Origin of the sequence: Paenibacillus sp. AN1007 (assembly GCF_040702995.1) — a bacterium.
GTDB lineage: Bacteria > Bacillota > Bacilli > Paenibacillales > Paenibacillaceae > Paenibacillus.
This window is the reverse complement of the sequence record NZ_CP159992.1, coordinates 1,745,140-1,761,944: the sequence shown is the minus strand read 5'-3', so window position 1 is coordinate 1,761,944 and position 16,805 is coordinate 1,745,140. Positions and strand designations below refer to the sequence as shown.

Below are 16,805 nucleotides of genomic sequence, written 5' to 3'. Positions count from 1 at the left end.
ATTAGTAGTTCTCCAGCTGCGCCTGGTAGCTTGCATAGTTCGCCCGGATCTCCTCCATGGAATCCCCGCCGAACTTCTCCAGGAAAGCCTTGGCTATTTCCCATGCAACGACATGTTCCATCACCACGCTGGCTGCCGGAACTGCACATGCATCAGAACGTTCAACCTGTGCTGTAAAGGCTTCCTTTGTATCAATATCTACGCTTTGCAGCGGTTTGTACAGCGTTGGAATAGGCTTCATTACACCGCGTACAACAACCGGCATACCGTTCGTCATACCACCCTCGAATCCGCCCAGACGGTTCGATGCACGGTGATAACCGAGCTCTTCGTTATACAGAATCTCATCGTGAACCTGTGAGCCGCGAATCGTTCCTGCTTCAAACCCAATGCCGATCTCCACGCCTTTGAATGCATTGATGGACATTACACCTTGAGCAATGCGCGCATCCAGCTTACGATCGTACTGAACGTGGCTTCCCAGACCGACAGGAACCCCTTCAACGATGCATTCCACGATTCCACCGATAGAGTCACCTTCCTGCTTGATCTGATCGATGTACGCTTCCATCTTTTTCTCCGTTTCAGCATCGGTCACACGAACCGATGAAGCTTCGGTTACCGCAATCAGTTCGTCAATTGGAAGCTCCTGATACGGGGCTTCAATCTCTCCGATCCGGATAACACGCCCAGCCACCTTAATGCCAAACTCAGCCAAGAATTGACGAGCAATCGCACCGCAAGCTACACGTACCGTTGTCTCACGAGCACTGGACCGTTCCAGAACGTTGCGCAGGTCTTTGAGATTGTATTTCAAACCGCCGTTCAGGTCGGCATGTCCAGGACGCGGACGATGCATCCGGCGTTTCTCCTCGTCACTGCCTTCAATCGGCTCAATATTCATAATATTCTGCCAATGCTTCCAGTCATTATTTTGAACAACCAGTGCTACTGGAGCACCTGTCGTATACCCGTGACGAATTCCGCCAACAAAATTGGCTTGATCCTTCTCAATCTGCATCCGGCGACCACGGCCATATCCTTTCTGGCGGCGATGAAGCTGGAAATTCAATTCTTCAAAATCAATATTCAGATTACTTGGCAGTCCTTCGATAATTGCGGTCAATTGGGGTCCGTGCGTTTCCCCTGCAGTTAAATAACGTAAACTCATAATACGTTCCCCCTTTAAACTGTTAAACTTCACATTGCTAAAATCCCATAATTTCTTTGCTTATTATAGTATAGCTGATCCGCTTTGACAAGAAATCCGCTTTTTCTTATGCAAACAACCGCCTGAGCACATCTTCATGCGCCTCAGGCGGTTGACCTTATACTGATTTATTTTTTCCGATAGAAAAATGTCTCTGCTGTCTCCAGCCCGTATTGTCCAGGGGAGAAAATCTGCTCTGTGCTGCCTACAAACAGCATCCCACCAGGACGCAGGCTGGCGGCGAATTTGTGATACAACAGATTCTTCGCATCCTCGGTAAAATAAATCATAACATTGCGGCAGACGATCAAATCATACCCGTCATCAAAACGGTCTACCAGCAAGTTCTGTTTCTTAAAGCTTATTGCACTTTTTAATTTGTCATCGATACGATACATCAGGCCATCCTGCTTAAAGTATCGGCTTGCCGTTTCCGGTGGTACATCCTTCAGAGATCGTTCCATATAACGGCCTTCCTTGGCTTTGGCGAGCGCGCCTTCATCCAGGTCGCTTGCCGTAATGGAACTTTCTTTCAGAATGCCCATTGTATCCAGAATCATCGCAATGGTGTATGGCTCCTCGCCTGTCGAACAGGCAGCACTCCACACTTTCGCACGGCGCTTGGAACCCACCAATTCAGGCAGAATCTGATCGCGCAGCACTTCCCAGCGATTCGGATTACGCCAAAATTCAGATACGTTAATCGTCATGCGGTCAAGAAACTCGTAAAATAAAGCCTTGTCCTTCTGCATAGCATCGAAAAAAATGGAAAACGTATTAAACCCGTTTTTGTTACGAAGCGTGGTCAGCCTTCTTTTCATCTGGCCTTCCTTGTACTGAGCAAGATCAATGCCTGTGCTCTCTTTAATTTTACGAATGAATCCGGCATAGTCCGGGTCTAGTTGTTCTTGCTCCAGCATCGTATATCACCCTTTGGCTAATAATTACAACCAGGCTGCGATGCTCTTCTCGTAACTTACCAGTTCGTCAGGACTAAAGAAATTGGCTGCTTCACGAGCCGCGCTTTCCGGCGAATCCGCCCCGTGAATGAGATTATGCGGCGTATGGCTGGCGAAGTCTCCGCGAATGGTTCCCGGAGCTGCTTCCTTCACATTTGTTTTGCCAATGACCATACGTGCAAGCGTTACAATATCGTCACCTTCCCACACCATAGCAAATACCGGTCCAGATGTGATAAAACGAACGAGTTCATCAAAGAAAGGCTTGCCCTCATGTTCGGCATAATGGCGTTTGGCCTGTTCTTGTGACATCTGCACCAATTTCCCTGCCACCAGCTTAAATCCTTTGTCCTCCAGACGGCTGATAATACGGCCGATCAAACCACGCTGCACACCATCCGGTTTCACCATCAAAAATGTACGATCCATTACCAGTTCACTCCTCACTCACGGTTCAAAGTTAGTCACTATGTAAACGCAATCCCTTTGATTGTAACATACAAGTCCAAATCCTCCCAATGAGGATTTTCACATCCGTATCTCACATCAGAGAGATAGAGCCATGAGCTTAGTCGGACAGCAAATTTTACTGTTCAGCTAAGTTGTGAACGTCAAACCGCGCCTCTAATGGGTACGTTTAACGACAAAATGGGCAATGTCTCGCAGATTTTTGGTTGTCTTGATGTTTGGCAGCTGATCGAGAGCATCGAGCGCTTTCTTCATATATCGGTCAGCCAGGGCTTCCGCTTTAGCAATTCCTTGACTTTGGCGAATCATTCCAATCGCATCCGATGCACTCGCCCGTCCCTCTTCATGATGCACACGGGAAATTTCCTTGAGCAGCGGCTCACGCAGATGTTCTTCTCTAAGCGCGTACAGCACAGGAAGTGTAATGTTGCCCTGTTTCATATCACTGCCGGGAGGCTTGCCCAGCTGTTTCTCGGTACCTACCAAATCGAGCACATCATCCTGAATCTGAAAAGCCATTCCAACGTTATATCCATACGTGTAGAGCAGAGATGAGATATGCTCAGGCGCACGTGTAGCCAGCGCTCCCAACTGACAGCTTACCGCAATCAGAAGCGCAGTTTTGCGCCTGATGCGCAGCAAATAATTGCGCACACTCTGTCCTGTATTAAAAAAGTCCCGAATCTGCTCCATCTCTCCGATGGACATCTGCACCATCGCTTTGGCAAGAATACGGTGAATCGCCGGTTCAGACAACCCGGAAGTCATCTCCAAGGCTTTGCCGTAAATGTAGTCTCCTGTATACATCGCGATCCGATTGTCCCATTTTGACTTGACGGTAGGTTTGCCCCGGCGAGTCTCGGCATTATCAATAACATCATCATGAACGAGCGATGCAGAATGAATAAGTTCCAGAGGAACAGCTACAAGTTTAAGCCGCTCAATATCGTATGTACCAAATTTTCCGCCTAAAAGCACAAAAACAGGCCGCAGTCGTTTCCCCCCAGCCTTGAGCAGATGAAGTGAAGTTTCACTCAGCAGTTTTTGTTCGCCTTGAACACTGCGATACAGTTCTTTTTCAATGTAATCCATGTCCTTTTTTAACAACCCGAAAATGTCCAATAGTTTCATTCGTTCACCCGTGTCAGCGTATTGTCAGTCCTAAATCCCATGCTTACCTTCCCCTCCAGCAAGCCCGAGCCTGCAGGCAAAAACGTTCGCCCCCGGCCTGCCGTTCCTGCTTGTGTTCTTCTCCAGCGTCCATCATATTATTCTTCCGAATGCCAGCGCCGACACTCGAGATTTAAACGCTGCGACCAGTTCTGAATCAAAAAGTACAGAAGCTGCCGGAGCATGGGTCAAGACCGTGGACAGCCTTAGCCTGCCATCAGTTCTCACCGACACCCCGGTAATCGGGGAATAACGCTTGGCGTTATCCCCGTTGATCCGGTTCTCCCCATCTTGTAAACAATTGGTGCGGGATGCGCAAACTATCCAGCACTTTACCTACCAAAAACAAAATTAAATCTTCCATACTCTGAGGTTTGTAATAAAAAGCAGGCATGGCCGGAATCATTCGCACACCCAGTCGCGAGAGCTTCAGCATGTTTTCCAGATGAATCGCATGCAGTGGCGTCTCACGCGGCACGAGAATTAACGTCCTGCCCTCTTTCATCATGACATCCGCCGCACGTGACATCAGATTGTCTGAAGATCCGTTAGCAATGGAAGAAAGCGTGCCCATGGAGCACGGCATGATAATCATGCCTTCAGCCAAGTAAGATCCGCTTGCAATTGAAGCACCTATATCACTAACGGGATGATAAATTAAAGAGCCGGCGCGGTGACCAAATTTCTCTTGAAGTATGCTCTCCCGATTTGTCACATCCCAGTCCATTTCCTCTTTAAGCACACGCCAGCCTGCATTAGAGATAACCAAATGAACGCTGTATTCCAGATCAAGCAGCGTTTCAATCAATCGGATGCCGTATATGCTGCCGCTCGCTCCGGTAATTCCGACAACAAGTCGTTTATTTTCCGGCTGCTGCATCTTTATTTCACCGCCAGATCAATAAGTGTAAACGTAAATACGACCAGACTCAGAACGCTGTTCATCGTAAAGAATGCCGTCTGTACACGGCTCATATCGTTAGGAGATACAATATAGTGTTCGTAAAGCAAAATGCCGTACGTAATGAGCATCCCGGCACCGTACCACCAGCTCAGATCCGTCATTAACAACAATGCAAGAAAACCAACAGCGGTGATGATGTGGAAAAACTTGGCGATCTGCAGTGACTTCACAAGCCCGAAACGGGATGGAATGGAGTGCAGACCCTCCCCCTGATCAAACTCCAGATCCTGACAAGCATAAATAATATCAAAACCTGCTGTCCAGAATACAATCGTAACGTACAGCACGATCGCTGTCCAATCCATCGTTCCGGTTACGGCTACCCATCCTCCAAGTGGAGCAAGACCAATCGTCATCCCCAGCACGACGTGACAGAGCCATGTGAAACGTTTGGTGTAGGAATAAAGCACCAGCATGAAGACCGCAATCGGCAGCAGCTGCATCGATAATACATTAAGATTGGATGATGCCCAGAATAGTAAAATAAACGAAACGATGATGAAAATAATAACCTCGCCATTCTTCAACAAACCTGCCGGAATAGCTCTCATGGCAGTACGCGGATTTTTAGCATCAATTGCTTGGTCGATAATCCGGTTCAGACCAAAAGCTGCACTTCGTGCCCCAACCATGGCAAGCAGCACCCACATAATCTGCATCCAGCTCGGGAAGGTATTGTTCACCACCATGGACCCCAAAATAGCGCCCATAAATGCAAAAGGTAACGCGAAAAGCGTATGTTCAATCTTGATCATTTCTAAAAAGATGCGAATTTTCCTAAACATTCTGATTCTCCTTGGTTCCAATATGCAGTGCCGCGATGCCTCCGGTTAGAGGATAGGCCTGCACCTGCTGCAATCCGGTTTCAACAAATATGTCCGCCAGTTCCTTTCTCCCCGGGAAAAGTGCCAGAGAGTCCGGCAGCCACTTGTACTGCTCATAACGTTTGGCAAACAATTTGGCCATATTCGGCAGCATATGCTCAAAATAAAAATAATAAATCCCTTTAAACGGCTGCCAGGTCGGTTTCGATAATTCCAGGCAGACCACCATACCGCCGGGTTTCACAACACGTTTCATTTCAGATAATACCTGTCTGAGATCCGGTACATTGCGTAATCCGAATCCAATCGTGACATAATCAAACGAATTGTCTTCGAAAGGCAGTGACATCGCGTTGCCTTGAACAAGAGTAATCTGCTTTGAACGATTCACCGCATCAATTTTGTTCTGACCTACTTCCAGCATATTGCTGCTGAAATCCAGTCCGTGCATGTGCCCCGTTTCACTTGCTTCGGCCATAGCGAGTGTCCAGTCACATGTGCCGCAGCACAAATCCAGTCCCGTATCACCCTTGGACATATTCATCTTTTTCATCGTGAATTTGCGCCATGCCTTATGCCTGCGGAAACTCAGAATATCATTCATGACGTCATACTTGCCGGCTATACTCTGAAAAACCGAATGGACAAATTCTTCTTTCGGTTTGGTCTCTCCGCTACCCATTCGTCTGTCTCCCCCTCAATCTTCCCTTACTACCGCATGTGAAGGCTGCACATAGGTCAGGTAAGGCTCAAGAATTGCATCCATCTCCTGCACGTCTTGATGACCTCCCTCATGCAGCATAAGCTGAATGCGGTGTATACTCTCGCGCAGCTTGTCCAGCAGCACTTCGTTCACACTGTACTTCAGCACCACAGCATTCCACGCACGCAATTCAATCTTCATTTGATGCAGGTGACTGCGTTCCTCATCATTGCCGTACTCATAAATATGCCAGAACGCATAGCTGTGAAGGAGCTGCTGCTCGTCACGCATTCGATTCAACTCTGCTGCGATCGTTTCGCAAGTGCTGAATTCGGTCAACAAACTGTTCCACAGCGGCTTATCCTTATCAGGGATCATGTCTGTAAATGAAAGAAACAGCTGCATTCTCAGCTGTACCGTTTCACGCAAATATTCATCAGCCGAAACGAGAAGCTTTTTCATCCGTTCATACAGCGTCATCTTGCGTGCGTTCACTTCAGAAACAGCACCGCTGAGCTTGCCGATCATCTCAATTTTGCCTGCGTGAGCGAGCAATTGGTAGAAGCGGCTGCTCAGATAATCTCCAGCGAGAACATTCAACTGGCGTGAGCGCATCTCTTGTTCTCCCCGATCACCGGATATCGTATCGATTCGATCATGCGTATCCATAGCCAACTGAACGAGCGAGGTCGCTAAAGCGTACAGCTCCTGATGCCCCTTTTCGTCTGTACGGCCCACAAATACCTGTAACAGACGCGCCCGGCTATCCGGAAATGACGGGATTTCCGTATGTTGTCGAATCATGTCGTAATCCGTATATTTCTTTGCTAGTTGGGGTACGCGATATGAATTCATTCTCATCCTCCGAGGCTTTGCTTTGTTAAACCATTTCCTGCACTACAATCTTATATATTATAGCATATGTTTCCCGGACACGCACTGAATCCTGCTATTTGATTACCCCTAACTTGTCATTTCGAACTGCTTCTTCCACAGTTCCGTCTGCATCAGATGAAACCAGTCCTTTAATTCCTCTGAAAAAGCAGCGCTTTTCCAGGTGCGGAGCATGTCGACAGCATACATGGGCCACTCACCTCGCCGAATATCTGCTGCAAGAAGCAGATGACGCTTATGCATCCATTCATCTTCAGCCATGACTCGAAGCAGCACCTGTTCCACATTGTCTACACTCCGAAAACTGAGATCAACGACAGCAGCCATATTTTCATATATTTCAGTGTAGCTGGTATTCGTTCCTTTTACTTTGAGGTCCAGTGTCAAGATGGACTGTTTCCATTCTACTCTGGCGATCGGCGTTGACATATGAAGAGAACTCAGCACATCAACCAGATTATCGTTTGTCAACTGAATTGGCTGATGGGAAGCCGTGACCGGCTCTGCACGATCTCCGCCCCATGTACGTGTATGCAAGCTCTGAAAAACCACAAGCAGGACCACTGCCGCAATCGTTGTCAGCATCGATGCAGTCACAATCATTCCGGGTTTCATATGCGCCTCCCTGCCTTTACCTGTTAGTGTAGTCTGTCCGGTAAAGGCTCATACCTCATTGTACAATGAAAAAAAGCAGGCTATGCCTGCAATTTTTATTTACTCCGTTCCCAGGCTTGACTATACCTAGTCAAGCTCTTTCATTTACCGTTTACCTGCATTAATACTTGATTCACCGATCTTGGACTAGTCCGATTCAATCTCTCCATGCTTCGTGATCAGTGTTGCTTTCCCACGAATTTTAATGGCAGAGGTGTGTGTTGTAAACTGGGCAATCATCACCTCGCCTTTATCGAGCTTTTCGGTATGGTGAAAGCGAGTGTCCTGTCCTCGGGTTAAACCGATCACCTGAACACCATTTTCTTCTGCTTTAATTACGATATAGTCACTGCCCGTTGATTGATCCATCGCGCACGTCCCCTTTTCTAGATTGCTTAGCATTAATGATGATCAAGATTGTCCTATTTGTCAACCAGCGTCCAGCAGGCAGCAGACCGCAAGAAAAGAGGATTCACAGGTCATACTAGAACAGGACAGACCAAGGAAAGGAGCACCTGCATGAAATACCTCCCCGCTGCACTCACAGACGAGCATATTTACCAGTTGCAGAAGATTGAACAGCATCTGTCTGACGTTACAGGCAAAGAACTAATCTTGATTGCCTACAGTGAACAGTCGGAACGATCGGGAAGAAATGGAGAGCCTGAATCTGAGCATTAAAGCGAAGCATTACCTGTTTGTATGCAAAAGAAAAGGCCGTGAACAAGTCACGGTCTTTTTGTTGACATATGGAATATGTAGAAATCTTATTTAATTCCGTCTTTGAGCGCTTTACCTGGTTTGAACGCAGGAATTTTGCTCGCAGGAATTTCGATTTCTTCACCTGTTTGCGGGTTGCGTCCTTTACGTGCAGAGCGCTCGCGAACTTCGAAGTTCCCAAAACCAACCAATTGCACTTTGTCTCCGTTTTGAAGAGCCTCAGAGATTGCTTCGAATACGGCATCAACCGCTTTCGTTACATCCTTTTTGGACAATTCAGTAGCTTCGGATACGTGAGTAATCAAGTCTGATTTGTTCATTTGTTTTCACCTCCTGAATCAATGTCCTGAATGTTATACTGTGTTTCCGTTTTATAAGGAAATATACGTTCATACACAAAAAAACGTTGAACATTTTGAGCGATGAACATCCATCTCCATCCGCGGTTAACAGTCATTTCCGGCAAATACCGCCAGAAACCACGGGTGTTTCTGACGCCGAACAAATTTTATACTAATACAGACAGCACACAATTTCAAGTGCGGTTGCGGTTTAAAACATAAAATGTGACCGCCAAAGCCAGCACAAGCACTCCACCTTTGACTATATCATGTGTAAAATACTGGACATTCATCATGGTCAAACCATTGACCAGTACACCGATCAGCACAGAACCAATAAAGGTACCGATGACATTCGGTTTTCCCGCACCAAAGACGGAGAAACCCACAAATACTGCGGCTACTGACTCCATTAACAACGGAGATCCAGCATCGATCTGTCCAGATCCAACTTTGGAAGCATAGATGATTCCTCCGATCGCTGCGAACACTCCCGCTGCCACATAAGCAAGCGTACGTACCTTTTTCACCTTGATTCCGGAAAGCCGGGCAGCTTCTTCATTTCCCCCTGTAATATACATCTGCCGTCCATATTTCGTGTATGTCAAAAAGATATGAACACCAATGACAGCAGCAAGCAGCAGAATTACCGAGATCGGCATGCCAAGCCACTTCCCCTGTCCCAGCTGCAAAAAAGTCGGGTCCATCTCACCAGCAGCCTTGCTCCCGTCCGGAAACTGCATATGGTTGTATATCGTATAGCCCTGAGCATAGGTTTTATGAATGCCTCCGATGATGTACATCGTTGCAAGCGTAGCCAGCAGATCAGGGATACGTAGTTTAACGATGAGAAGGGCATTCAGCAAACCAATGACAGCCCCGATAATTAACGGCACAATGATCACGACGGCCAAAGGCTGCTGATACCAGATCATAAGCGATGCCGTAACCACGGTTGTCAGGGAGACGGTTGCACCTACTGAAAGATCAAACCCATCCACTATGAGAGATAACGTAACACCGATCGCTACGAATGTTACAATCGAGATTGAACCTAAAATATCAGTCAAATTGCTGTACGTGAAAAAATAGGGCAGTCTTATACCGAAAAAAGCTATAACACCTATGATGACAATAATGGCTCCGTAGCGGAACGCAAAATCCAGTGATTTATCCTTCATGCTTCCACCTCTCGTCCACCGCTTGCATAGTAAAGCAGCTGTTCTTGGTTCGTCTCGCCTCGCTTGAATTCTTTTGCAATAACTCCTTCACACATGACCGCAATCCGGTCTCCGATCCCCATCCCTTCATCCAGCTCACAAGTGAAATAGATGACCGCTTTACCTGCCAGTGCCAGCTCATTGATGATGCGGAAAATGTCACTTTTCGCCCCGATATCTACACCTTTCGTAGGCTCGTCAAAAATAAATACATCCGCTCCAGTGTCCAGCCATTTGCCAATCGCAACTTTCTGCTGGTTTCCGCCGCTCAAATATTTCACTTCCTGCTTCACAGACGAGGTTTTGATGCCCAGCTGCTTTACGAGTGAATCTGCATGCTGCCGCTCACGCTTACGGTTAACAAATCCAAATCTACTAAGACGCGAGAGCAGGGGCAAACTCAAATTACGTTCGACATTTTCATGAATAAAAATCCCTTGTTTACGCCGCTCCTCTGGCACAGAAACGATACCCAAAACCGCTGCATCGGCAGGCTGGTTTAGACGGATATGACGGCCGTGCAGCCGAATTTCGCCTGCCTCCATAGGGTCAGCACCAATCAGAAGGCGGGAACATTCCGTTTTCCCAGCACCTACCAGTCCTACCACTGCAAGCACCTCACCGCGGTGAACTTCAAGATCAATACCCTTTACCTTAACTCCTCGTCGAAGGCCTCGTGCCTCCAGCAGCAGGTCACCCACGGAGGCTTCAATCTTCGGAAACTCTTCTTCAAACGGTTTGCCCAGCATCTGTGTAACCAGATCATTCAGTGAAAGTCCACTTGTTTCACCTGTAAACACATGACGGCCGTCTCTCATGACCGTAACCCTGTCACAGTGACTTGTCACTTCTGCAAGACGATGGGTAATGAAAATACAGGCAGCTCCGCGCTCCTTAAGAAGATGTACGATTCGAAAGAACGCGTCTGTCTCCTCCTGGCTCAAAGGTGCCGTCGGCTCATCAAATATAATCACTTTGGCATCCTGAATCAGGATACGTGCAAGCAGAATCATCTGCTTCTCTGCCAGTGTCAGATCGGCGACTTTACGGTGAACTGAAATGCTGTCCGCCCCCAGCTGTGCTAAGGCTTCCTTCGCACGCTGCTGCAGCGCTTTTGGACTTTTCCACCACCCGCCGTCAGATGATGCTAACTGATCAAGCATAATATTCTCGGCAGCTGTAAGCTGCGGTACAAGTGCAGCATCCACCTCCTGATATACACAATGGATACCGCTTTCCTTTGCTTCTCTGGGAGAACTAAGGTTGAGCTTGTAACCATTGAGTTGAACGGTACCTTTATCCAGCTGATATGCGCCTGATAAGATTTTCATCAATGTACTTTTACCAGCTCCGTTAGCCCCAAGGAGCGCATGGATCTCTCCACCTTTTACTGAAAAATGTACGTCCTTCAGAGCGGCTATGCCTGAGAACTGTTTATGAATATGCTCCATATCCAGTGTAATCGGGTCCTTCATAGGGTTGCCTCCAATCAGCTGTACTGCCTGCTTTCTTATAAAAAAGCACGCCTTGCGGCGTGCCTGCAGCGCTGCTTACTTTGCCGTAATTCCGTATGCGCTCATCCAGTCTTTAATCCCCTGTGTACTGCCTCCCCACCCCTGGACATACTCGGACAGCTCTGACGTAGAGATTTGTTTGTCTGGCAGCGCCTCACGCTGCACATATACAGGCTCAAGGACAACCGCGTCTTCGGTTTGATCTCCGTTCAGTTTCTGGTATGCATATCGTACTTGAACACGACCAATATCTGTTGGATCAACAGCCGCGGAAGCTGTCCAAGGATTGTTCGGGTCCTGAATCATTTGCAGATCTTCGTCACTCATATCGATACCATATACCTTGATCTCATCACGCCCGGCTTGCTGAATCGCACGCGCTGCACCTTTGGCAAACTCGTCCCATGCAGCCCAGACCGCAGTAATTTCACCTTTCGGATATTGTTTAAGAATCGCCTCCATTTTCGCCTGCGTGTCCAGCGCTGGATTCTGAGCAGAACCGAATGAAGCAATTTCCTTAATATCCGGATTGGCTTTCAGGAATGCACCATATGCAATCTGACGACGCTCCATCGGGGCAAATCCCGCGACCCACACTTTCACAATATTTCCTTTGCCATTAATATCTTTTTTCATTTGTTCAAGCGTCAGCTCGGCCATTTTCTGGTCGTCTTGCGACAGCACTGTAGCTCCGGGCACACTGATGGCTGCATCAAATACAACCACTGGAATCTTCTGCTCAACCGCTTTTTTCACTCCAGGCTCCAGAAGCGAGTCACCGTGGTCGGTCAGAATCACATCAAATTTCTGGTTAATGGCACTGTCGAGCAGAGAGACCATTTTCGCTTTATCATTATCCGCAACAAAGGTAGTAAGTTCACCGCCGAATTTGGCAATCTCCTCTTTTACCCCCTGTACATACTGCTGGGAAAAGGTTCCTGTATTGAATTCCATAATCAGTGCAACCCGTTTACCACTCAAAGGCCCTGTGACCGCCTCCGTCTTCGGAGTTTCACCTACAGATCCTGAAGCAGCTGATGGAGCGGGTTCTTTTTTAATTCCGCAGGCTGACAGTGCCAGTGTAAGTATCAGTAATACGCTCATCCACACCCATTTTGAACTTGTTTTCTTCATCTCATTCTCCCCCTGCTTCCCTCGCTGTGAGTTCAATCACAATAGTTGAATATTAATATAACGGCTAATCCCAAGTATGTAAATAGGTTTTAGTGATTTAAAGCTGAAACACACTACATTTCTTAAAAACATTTCATCTCTCCATCCATTTCATCCATATTCAAGCAATAACGGCAAAGAAAAAGACCATGAGATCATGTCTCACGGTCTTTTGAAAGATTAAAGTATGATGGCGATTAAACCGCCTGATCCTTCGTTGATAATTCGTCCCAGCGTCTCCTGCAGTTTATACCTGGCATTGTCCGGCATCATGGCAATTTTACCTTGAATACCTTCACGCACAATGGAGTGTAACGAGCGGCCAAACATATCTGAATCCCATACCTTGATTGGATCGTTCTCGAAGTCCTGCATCAGATATCTGACCAGTTCCTCGCTCTGCTTCTCCGTACCGATAATCGGCGCAAATTCCGACTCCACATCGACACGAATCATGTGGATGGACGGTGCGGTCGCTTTCAGGCGGACACCGAATTTCGTGCCTTGACGAATCAGTTCCGGTTCATCGAGTGCCATCTCGGCAAGGGATGGTGCAGCTATGCCGTATCCCGTCGTTTTGACCATCTCCAGCGCCTCGGCAAAGCGGTCATACTCTCTCTTCGCATGTGAGAACTCCTGCATAAGCTGCAGCAGATGATCCTTGCCCCTGATTTCGATGCCGACAACTTCCACGAGAATCTGGTCATACAGCTCATCCGGTGCATAGAGATCAATCTCCGCTACACCCTGGCCCATATTCATGCCGCTCAGACCCGCGCGATCTATGAATTCATATTCCATGAATTGTGACACGACACGATCCACGTCGCGCAGTCTGCGAATATCTTTTACCGTGTCCCGCACCGAATTTTCATAGTTGCTGCGAAGCCAGTGCGTATCATTCAGCACCATAACCCAGCTCGGCAGGTTCACATTCACTTCATGTACAGGGAACTCATACAATACCTCACGAAGTACACCTGTGACATCATCTTCGGTCATCGTGGCCGCACTGAGAGTCATTACCGGGATGTCGTATTTGGCTGCGAGTTCACTCCGAAGCTGCAGTGCTTCTTCACTGCGAGGGCGTGTAGAGTTGATTACGAGGACAAACGGTTTGCCCACTTCTTTCAACTCTGCAATTACTCGCTCTTCGGACTCTACATAGGAACTGCGGGCGATCTCGGCGATTGTGCCGTCTGTTGTAACGACAACGCCAAGCGTGGAATGCTCCTGTATCACTTTGCGTGTACCAATCTCGGCCGCTTCCTGAAAAGGAATCGGCTCTTCGAACCAAGGTGTGGAGATCATACGCGGACCATTTTCATCCTCGTATCCCTTGGCACCTTCCACCGCGTAACCTACACAATCGACCAAACGAACATTAACATCCAGCCCTTCAGCCACTTTGATCTGGACTGCGTTGTTCGGTACGAATTTGGGCTCGGTTGTCATGATCGTTTTACCTGCTGCACTCTGTGGAAGTTCATCCACTGCACGGGCACGATCTGCTTCGCTGGTGATGTTCGGAAGTACGATCGTTTCCATGAATCGTTTAATAAATGTTGATTTCCCCGTCCGGACTGCGCCGACAACCCCGAGATAGATATCCCCTCCGGTCCGCTCAGCTATGTCCTTAAAAATGTCCACTTTCTCCAATGAAATCCCCTCCTTAAATTACTCCGAAGGAAAAATGCTAAAGAGCATCCGCTTCGTTTTTTCAATCAGAAGACTGAAATCCCTGCAACGGTAGAGCCGCCTTTGTGAGTGCCCGGAAGTCGTCCGCCGCCGAACGTTGCATTCTGATGAAACCGGCGAGAGCGGCGTTAACTCGTACATGCAATTGGACTAGTATCATCTTATGTATCCGTATGCGGCAATATGACGTGTTTTTTTGTTTTTTTATCTCATGATGGTGACATTAGGTGCATCCCCCGATCCCGGACTGCGCGTCTTTATTTCATTCTACTTTATGTGCACGATCCTCTGTTTATGACACACACTCTCTACTTTCCTTATCCTCTTCATTCTCTTACTCCTTTTTCTTCTTCAACATAAAAAGGACATCCCGCGGATCACGGAATGTCTCATCTGCATAATTTAGTTCTGAACAGCTTGGGCAGTGGGTGTATTATTCTCCAACCTATAAGGCACCGATTTGACAGGCACAAAATACGACTGTGCAGCCAAATGGCTGCGTAAATCTCCGCGATCTTGTTCATCTTGTACAGTCTGTGCATCCGATGAGCCATCGGTTTTTTCCAGTGCCTGCATAATATCAAAAGCATAATCTACATAAACGGTTCCCTGTGCATCCATCATAAAAGGCAGCTCCTGGCCTGAATAGACACTGTTCAGGGTAATCGGTGGAGAACCGGCCTGCGCAGCCAAATTCATATCCACTGCATATAGTCCAGGGTACAGCTCTTCGCCTGCAGGAAGCTTCTGATTATGTGCGGACTTGTATTGATTAACCATGCGTTGCACGTCATTTACCTTCTGTACAGTCGGGAGATCCATTACTTTCACGGTTGGCTTAATTTCTTCATTTTGCACGAGGAAGTAAGCGCTCCCACCACTTTCAAAAGCGGTTCCCGGTATTTCATCGAGATACCCCCGCTGCTTCAATTTAGGAAGATCAATTCTGAACTTTTCATACTTCGGCGTATCTGCGTCTGCATTCAGAATAGGCAGAATACCTTCATCCTTTTGGAATGCTTCCATCGCACTCTGTATTCGGTTCACACTTTCGCGATAGGCCGTTTTGGGATTGGTACCGCCCTGATCGGGGTACAGACAGCCGCTTGTTGTAATGCTCAACAGCAGCATTATAATCACGCACTGCACCCGGTGCATCAAACGTGTTCGGAGTTTTAATTCAACCTTTTTTCTAATCTTGTTAATCATTCGCGTCCTCCTTGAAATGAACAAACATGAATTAGAGGCCCCGGTCAGCTCCCGGACATTATGAAAACCAGTCGTCTTCATCCTGCTGCTGACGCTCAAGCTGTTTCCGAATGGCCGCTTTAAGCGGATCTTCCGGAATATGTACCTTTAACTCTCCACGCACTTTAGCCTGACACGATAGTCTTGTTCCCGCTTCAATCAGATGTCCCAGCTTTCTCTTTTCAGGTTCTGAAGGAGGGAGCAGTGCATGCATCTCGTCCTGCCCCACGTTCACTTTGCACATCAGACATGCTGCCTTACCATCACATCGGGTAGGTATTCGAATCCCGGCCCGCCGTGCAGCTTGCAGAATGGTCGTTCCTGACTGCACTTTGACAGATTTGTTCATGGGTAAAAATGTAACTACTTCCTGCATCATCGATCCTCCCTGATTTCCTCAGACCACGTAAAACCCACCAGCTCTTCAACTTCTGATCTGAAGCGGGAAGTCCATATGTTATGCTGGCTCATTGCAGCCATTACAGGCTGGTGAAGTTCCGGCTCTTGACGTATTCGAAGCGATATGGGTACATATCGATCTTCGCGTCCACGCAGTAGGTTAAATAACAATTCATGCCCAAGCGGCATCAACCGCAGTCGATATGAATCCACTTGAGCTTCATATGCATAGGGAGCAAGCACCTGTTCAATCTGTGTACGATACCAGCTTTGCCGCGCCCATACTTCAAAACCGCCAACCAGTTCCAGTGAACATTCACCTACCTGGTAATGACTGAGCAGAGAAGCATAAGGTCCTGTTTTGTCTACCGCAGGCTCGTCCAGCTTCCTTCCGGGAGCACAGCGATGCAGCGCTTTCGGCTGCTGCAATATCTGCATACACATCGATATCCCGCGGCGCTTGCTGCAATTCCACACCTTGAAGCAGAAGGCCGCAGCTTCCTCCCAACAGCCAGGTGTACGGTTGATTGCTCCACGCTCTGGCCGTTTCCAGCAGTGCCGCTTCTAATTCAGGATAACGCGCCGTCCAGCCCTCCGTCTCATGCGATCCCATAGGCATACACTCCTCCCATCCGTCTTTTCATTG

The 16,805-nt window shown here is 47.8% G+C and carries 19 protein-coding genes; 1 reads left to right on the top strand and 18 read right to left on the bottom strand.

Annotated features, from left to right (window positions below; genetic code table 11):
* Position 1: 1 nt before the first annotated feature.
* The 10 genes from aroC to mtrB all read right to left on the bottom strand — a co-directional run bounded on the left by aroC (position 2) and on the right by mtrB (position 8,215).
* The gene (aroC, locus tag ABXS70_RS08055) at positions 2–1,171 is read right to left on the bottom strand and encodes a chorismate synthase (protein ID WP_342551698.1); all 1,170 of its coding nucleotides are present in this window, start codon (positions 1,169–1,171) and stop codon (positions 2–4) included.
* Between the two features lie 167 nt (positions 1,172–1,338).
* Positions 1,339–2,130, bottom strand: a complete 792-nt coding sequence (locus tag ABXS70_RS08050; protein ID WP_342551699.1) for a protein-glutamate O-methyltransferase CheR — start codon at positions 2,128–2,130, stop codon at positions 1,339–1,341.
* A gap of 24 nt (positions 2,131–2,154) precedes the next feature.
* Positions 2,155–2,598 (bottom strand): nucleoside-diphosphate kinase, encoded by a 444-nt coding sequence (gene ndk, locus ABXS70_RS08045; RefSeq protein WP_342551700.1) that lies wholly within the window; start codon positions 2,596–2,598, stop codon positions 2,155–2,157.
* 195 nt (positions 2,599–2,793) lie between these two features.
* Positions 2,794–3,768: a polyprenyl synthetase family protein gene (locus tag ABXS70_RS08040; RefSeq protein ID WP_342551701.1), complete on the bottom strand. Its 975-nt coding sequence runs from the start codon at positions 3,766–3,768 to the stop codon at positions 2,794–2,796.
* Positions 3,769–4,069: 301 nt separating this feature from the next.
* Positions 4,070–4,687: a UbiX family flavin prenyltransferase gene (locus tag ABXS70_RS08035; RefSeq protein ID WP_366295174.1), complete on the bottom strand. Its 618-nt coding sequence runs from the start codon at positions 4,685–4,687 to the stop codon at positions 4,070–4,072.
* Between the two features lie 2 nt (positions 4,688–4,689).
* Positions 4,690–5,556 (bottom strand): UbiA-like polyprenyltransferase, encoded by an 867-nt coding sequence (locus tag ABXS70_RS08030; protein ID WP_342551703.1) that lies wholly within the window; start codon positions 5,554–5,556, stop codon positions 4,690–4,692.
* On the bottom strand, positions 5,549–6,277 hold the full coding sequence (locus tag ABXS70_RS08025; RefSeq protein ID WP_342551704.1) for a demethylmenaquinone methyltransferase: 729 nt from the start codon (positions 6,275–6,277) through the stop codon (positions 5,549–5,551). Before ABXS70_RS08025 ends, ABXS70_RS08030 begins: the two co-directional genes overlap by 8 nt.
* 15 nt (positions 6,278–6,292) lie before the next feature.
* Positions 6,293–7,153 carry a heptaprenyl diphosphate synthase component 1 gene (locus ABXS70_RS08020; protein WP_366295170.1) on the bottom strand — a complete coding sequence of 287 codons (861 nt, stop codon included), beginning with the start codon at positions 7,151–7,153 and terminating at the stop codon, positions 6,293–6,295.
* 108 nt (positions 7,154–7,261) lie between these two features.
* The gene (locus ABXS70_RS08015) at positions 7,262–7,807 is read right to left on the bottom strand and encodes a hypothetical protein (protein WP_366295167.1); all 546 of its coding nucleotides are present in this window, start codon (positions 7,805–7,807) and stop codon (positions 7,262–7,264) included.
* Between the two features lie 186 nt (positions 7,808–7,993).
* Positions 7,994–8,215, bottom strand: a complete 222-nt coding sequence (gene mtrB, locus ABXS70_RS08010) for a trp RNA-binding attenuation protein MtrB (RefSeq protein ID WP_342551707.1) — start codon at positions 8,213–8,215, stop codon at positions 7,994–7,996.
* 150 nt (positions 8,216–8,365) lie between these two features.
* Between mtrB and ABXS70_RS08005 the strand changes: the two genes are divergently transcribed.
* Entirely contained in the window at positions 8,366–8,527 is a 162-nt protein-coding gene (locus ABXS70_RS08005; protein ID WP_342551708.1) for a hypothetical protein, read from the top strand.
* 86 nt (positions 8,528–8,613) lie between these two features.
* On the opposite strand, the gene ABXS70_RS08000 is transcribed toward ABXS70_RS08005, so the two are convergent.
* From ABXS70_RS08000 to ABXS70_RS07965, 8 genes are all read right to left on the bottom strand, one after another.
* A complete protein-coding gene (locus ABXS70_RS08000) occupies positions 8,614–8,886 on the bottom strand; it encodes an HU family DNA-binding protein (protein WP_090917341.1) in 273 nt (90 codons plus the stop codon).
* 215 nt (positions 8,887–9,101) lie between these two features.
* A complete protein-coding gene (locus tag ABXS70_RS07995; protein WP_342551709.1) occupies positions 9,102–10,088 on the bottom strand; it encodes an ABC transporter permease in 987 nt (328 codons plus the stop codon).
* Positions 10,085–11,602: a sugar ABC transporter ATP-binding protein gene (locus ABXS70_RS07990; RefSeq protein ID WP_366295162.1), complete on the bottom strand. Its 1,518-nt coding sequence runs from the start codon at positions 11,600–11,602 to the stop codon at positions 10,085–10,087. The genes ABXS70_RS07995 and ABXS70_RS07990 overlap by 4 nt, the downstream gene beginning before the upstream one ends.
* A 75-nt stretch (positions 11,603–11,677) precedes the next feature.
* Entirely contained in the window at positions 11,678–12,775 is a 1,098-nt protein-coding gene (locus ABXS70_RS07985) for a sugar ABC transporter substrate-binding protein (protein ID WP_366295159.1), read from the bottom strand.
* 219 nt (positions 12,776–12,994) lie between these two features.
* On the bottom strand, positions 12,995–14,473 hold the full coding sequence (gene spoIVA, locus ABXS70_RS07980) for a stage IV sporulation protein A (protein WP_342551712.1): 1,479 nt from the start codon (positions 14,471–14,473) through the stop codon (positions 12,995–12,997).
* 441 nt (positions 14,474–14,914) lie between these two features.
* Complete coding sequence (locus ABXS70_RS07975; RefSeq protein ID WP_342551713.1) at positions 14,915–15,721, bottom strand: hypothetical protein; 807 nt, start codon at positions 15,719–15,721, stop codon at positions 14,915–14,917.
* A gap of 58 nt (positions 15,722–15,779) precedes the next feature.
* On the bottom strand, positions 15,780–16,136 hold the full coding sequence (locus ABXS70_RS07970) for a 2Fe-2S iron-sulfur cluster-binding protein (protein ID WP_342556379.1): 357 nt from the start codon (positions 16,134–16,136) through the stop codon (positions 15,780–15,782).
* Complete coding sequence (locus ABXS70_RS07965; protein WP_366295154.1) at positions 16,136–16,597, bottom strand: hypothetical protein; 462 nt, start codon at positions 16,595–16,597, stop codon at positions 16,136–16,138. Before ABXS70_RS07965 ends, ABXS70_RS07970 begins: the two co-directional genes overlap by 1 nt.
* Between the last annotated feature and the right edge of the window lie 208 nt (positions 16,598–16,805).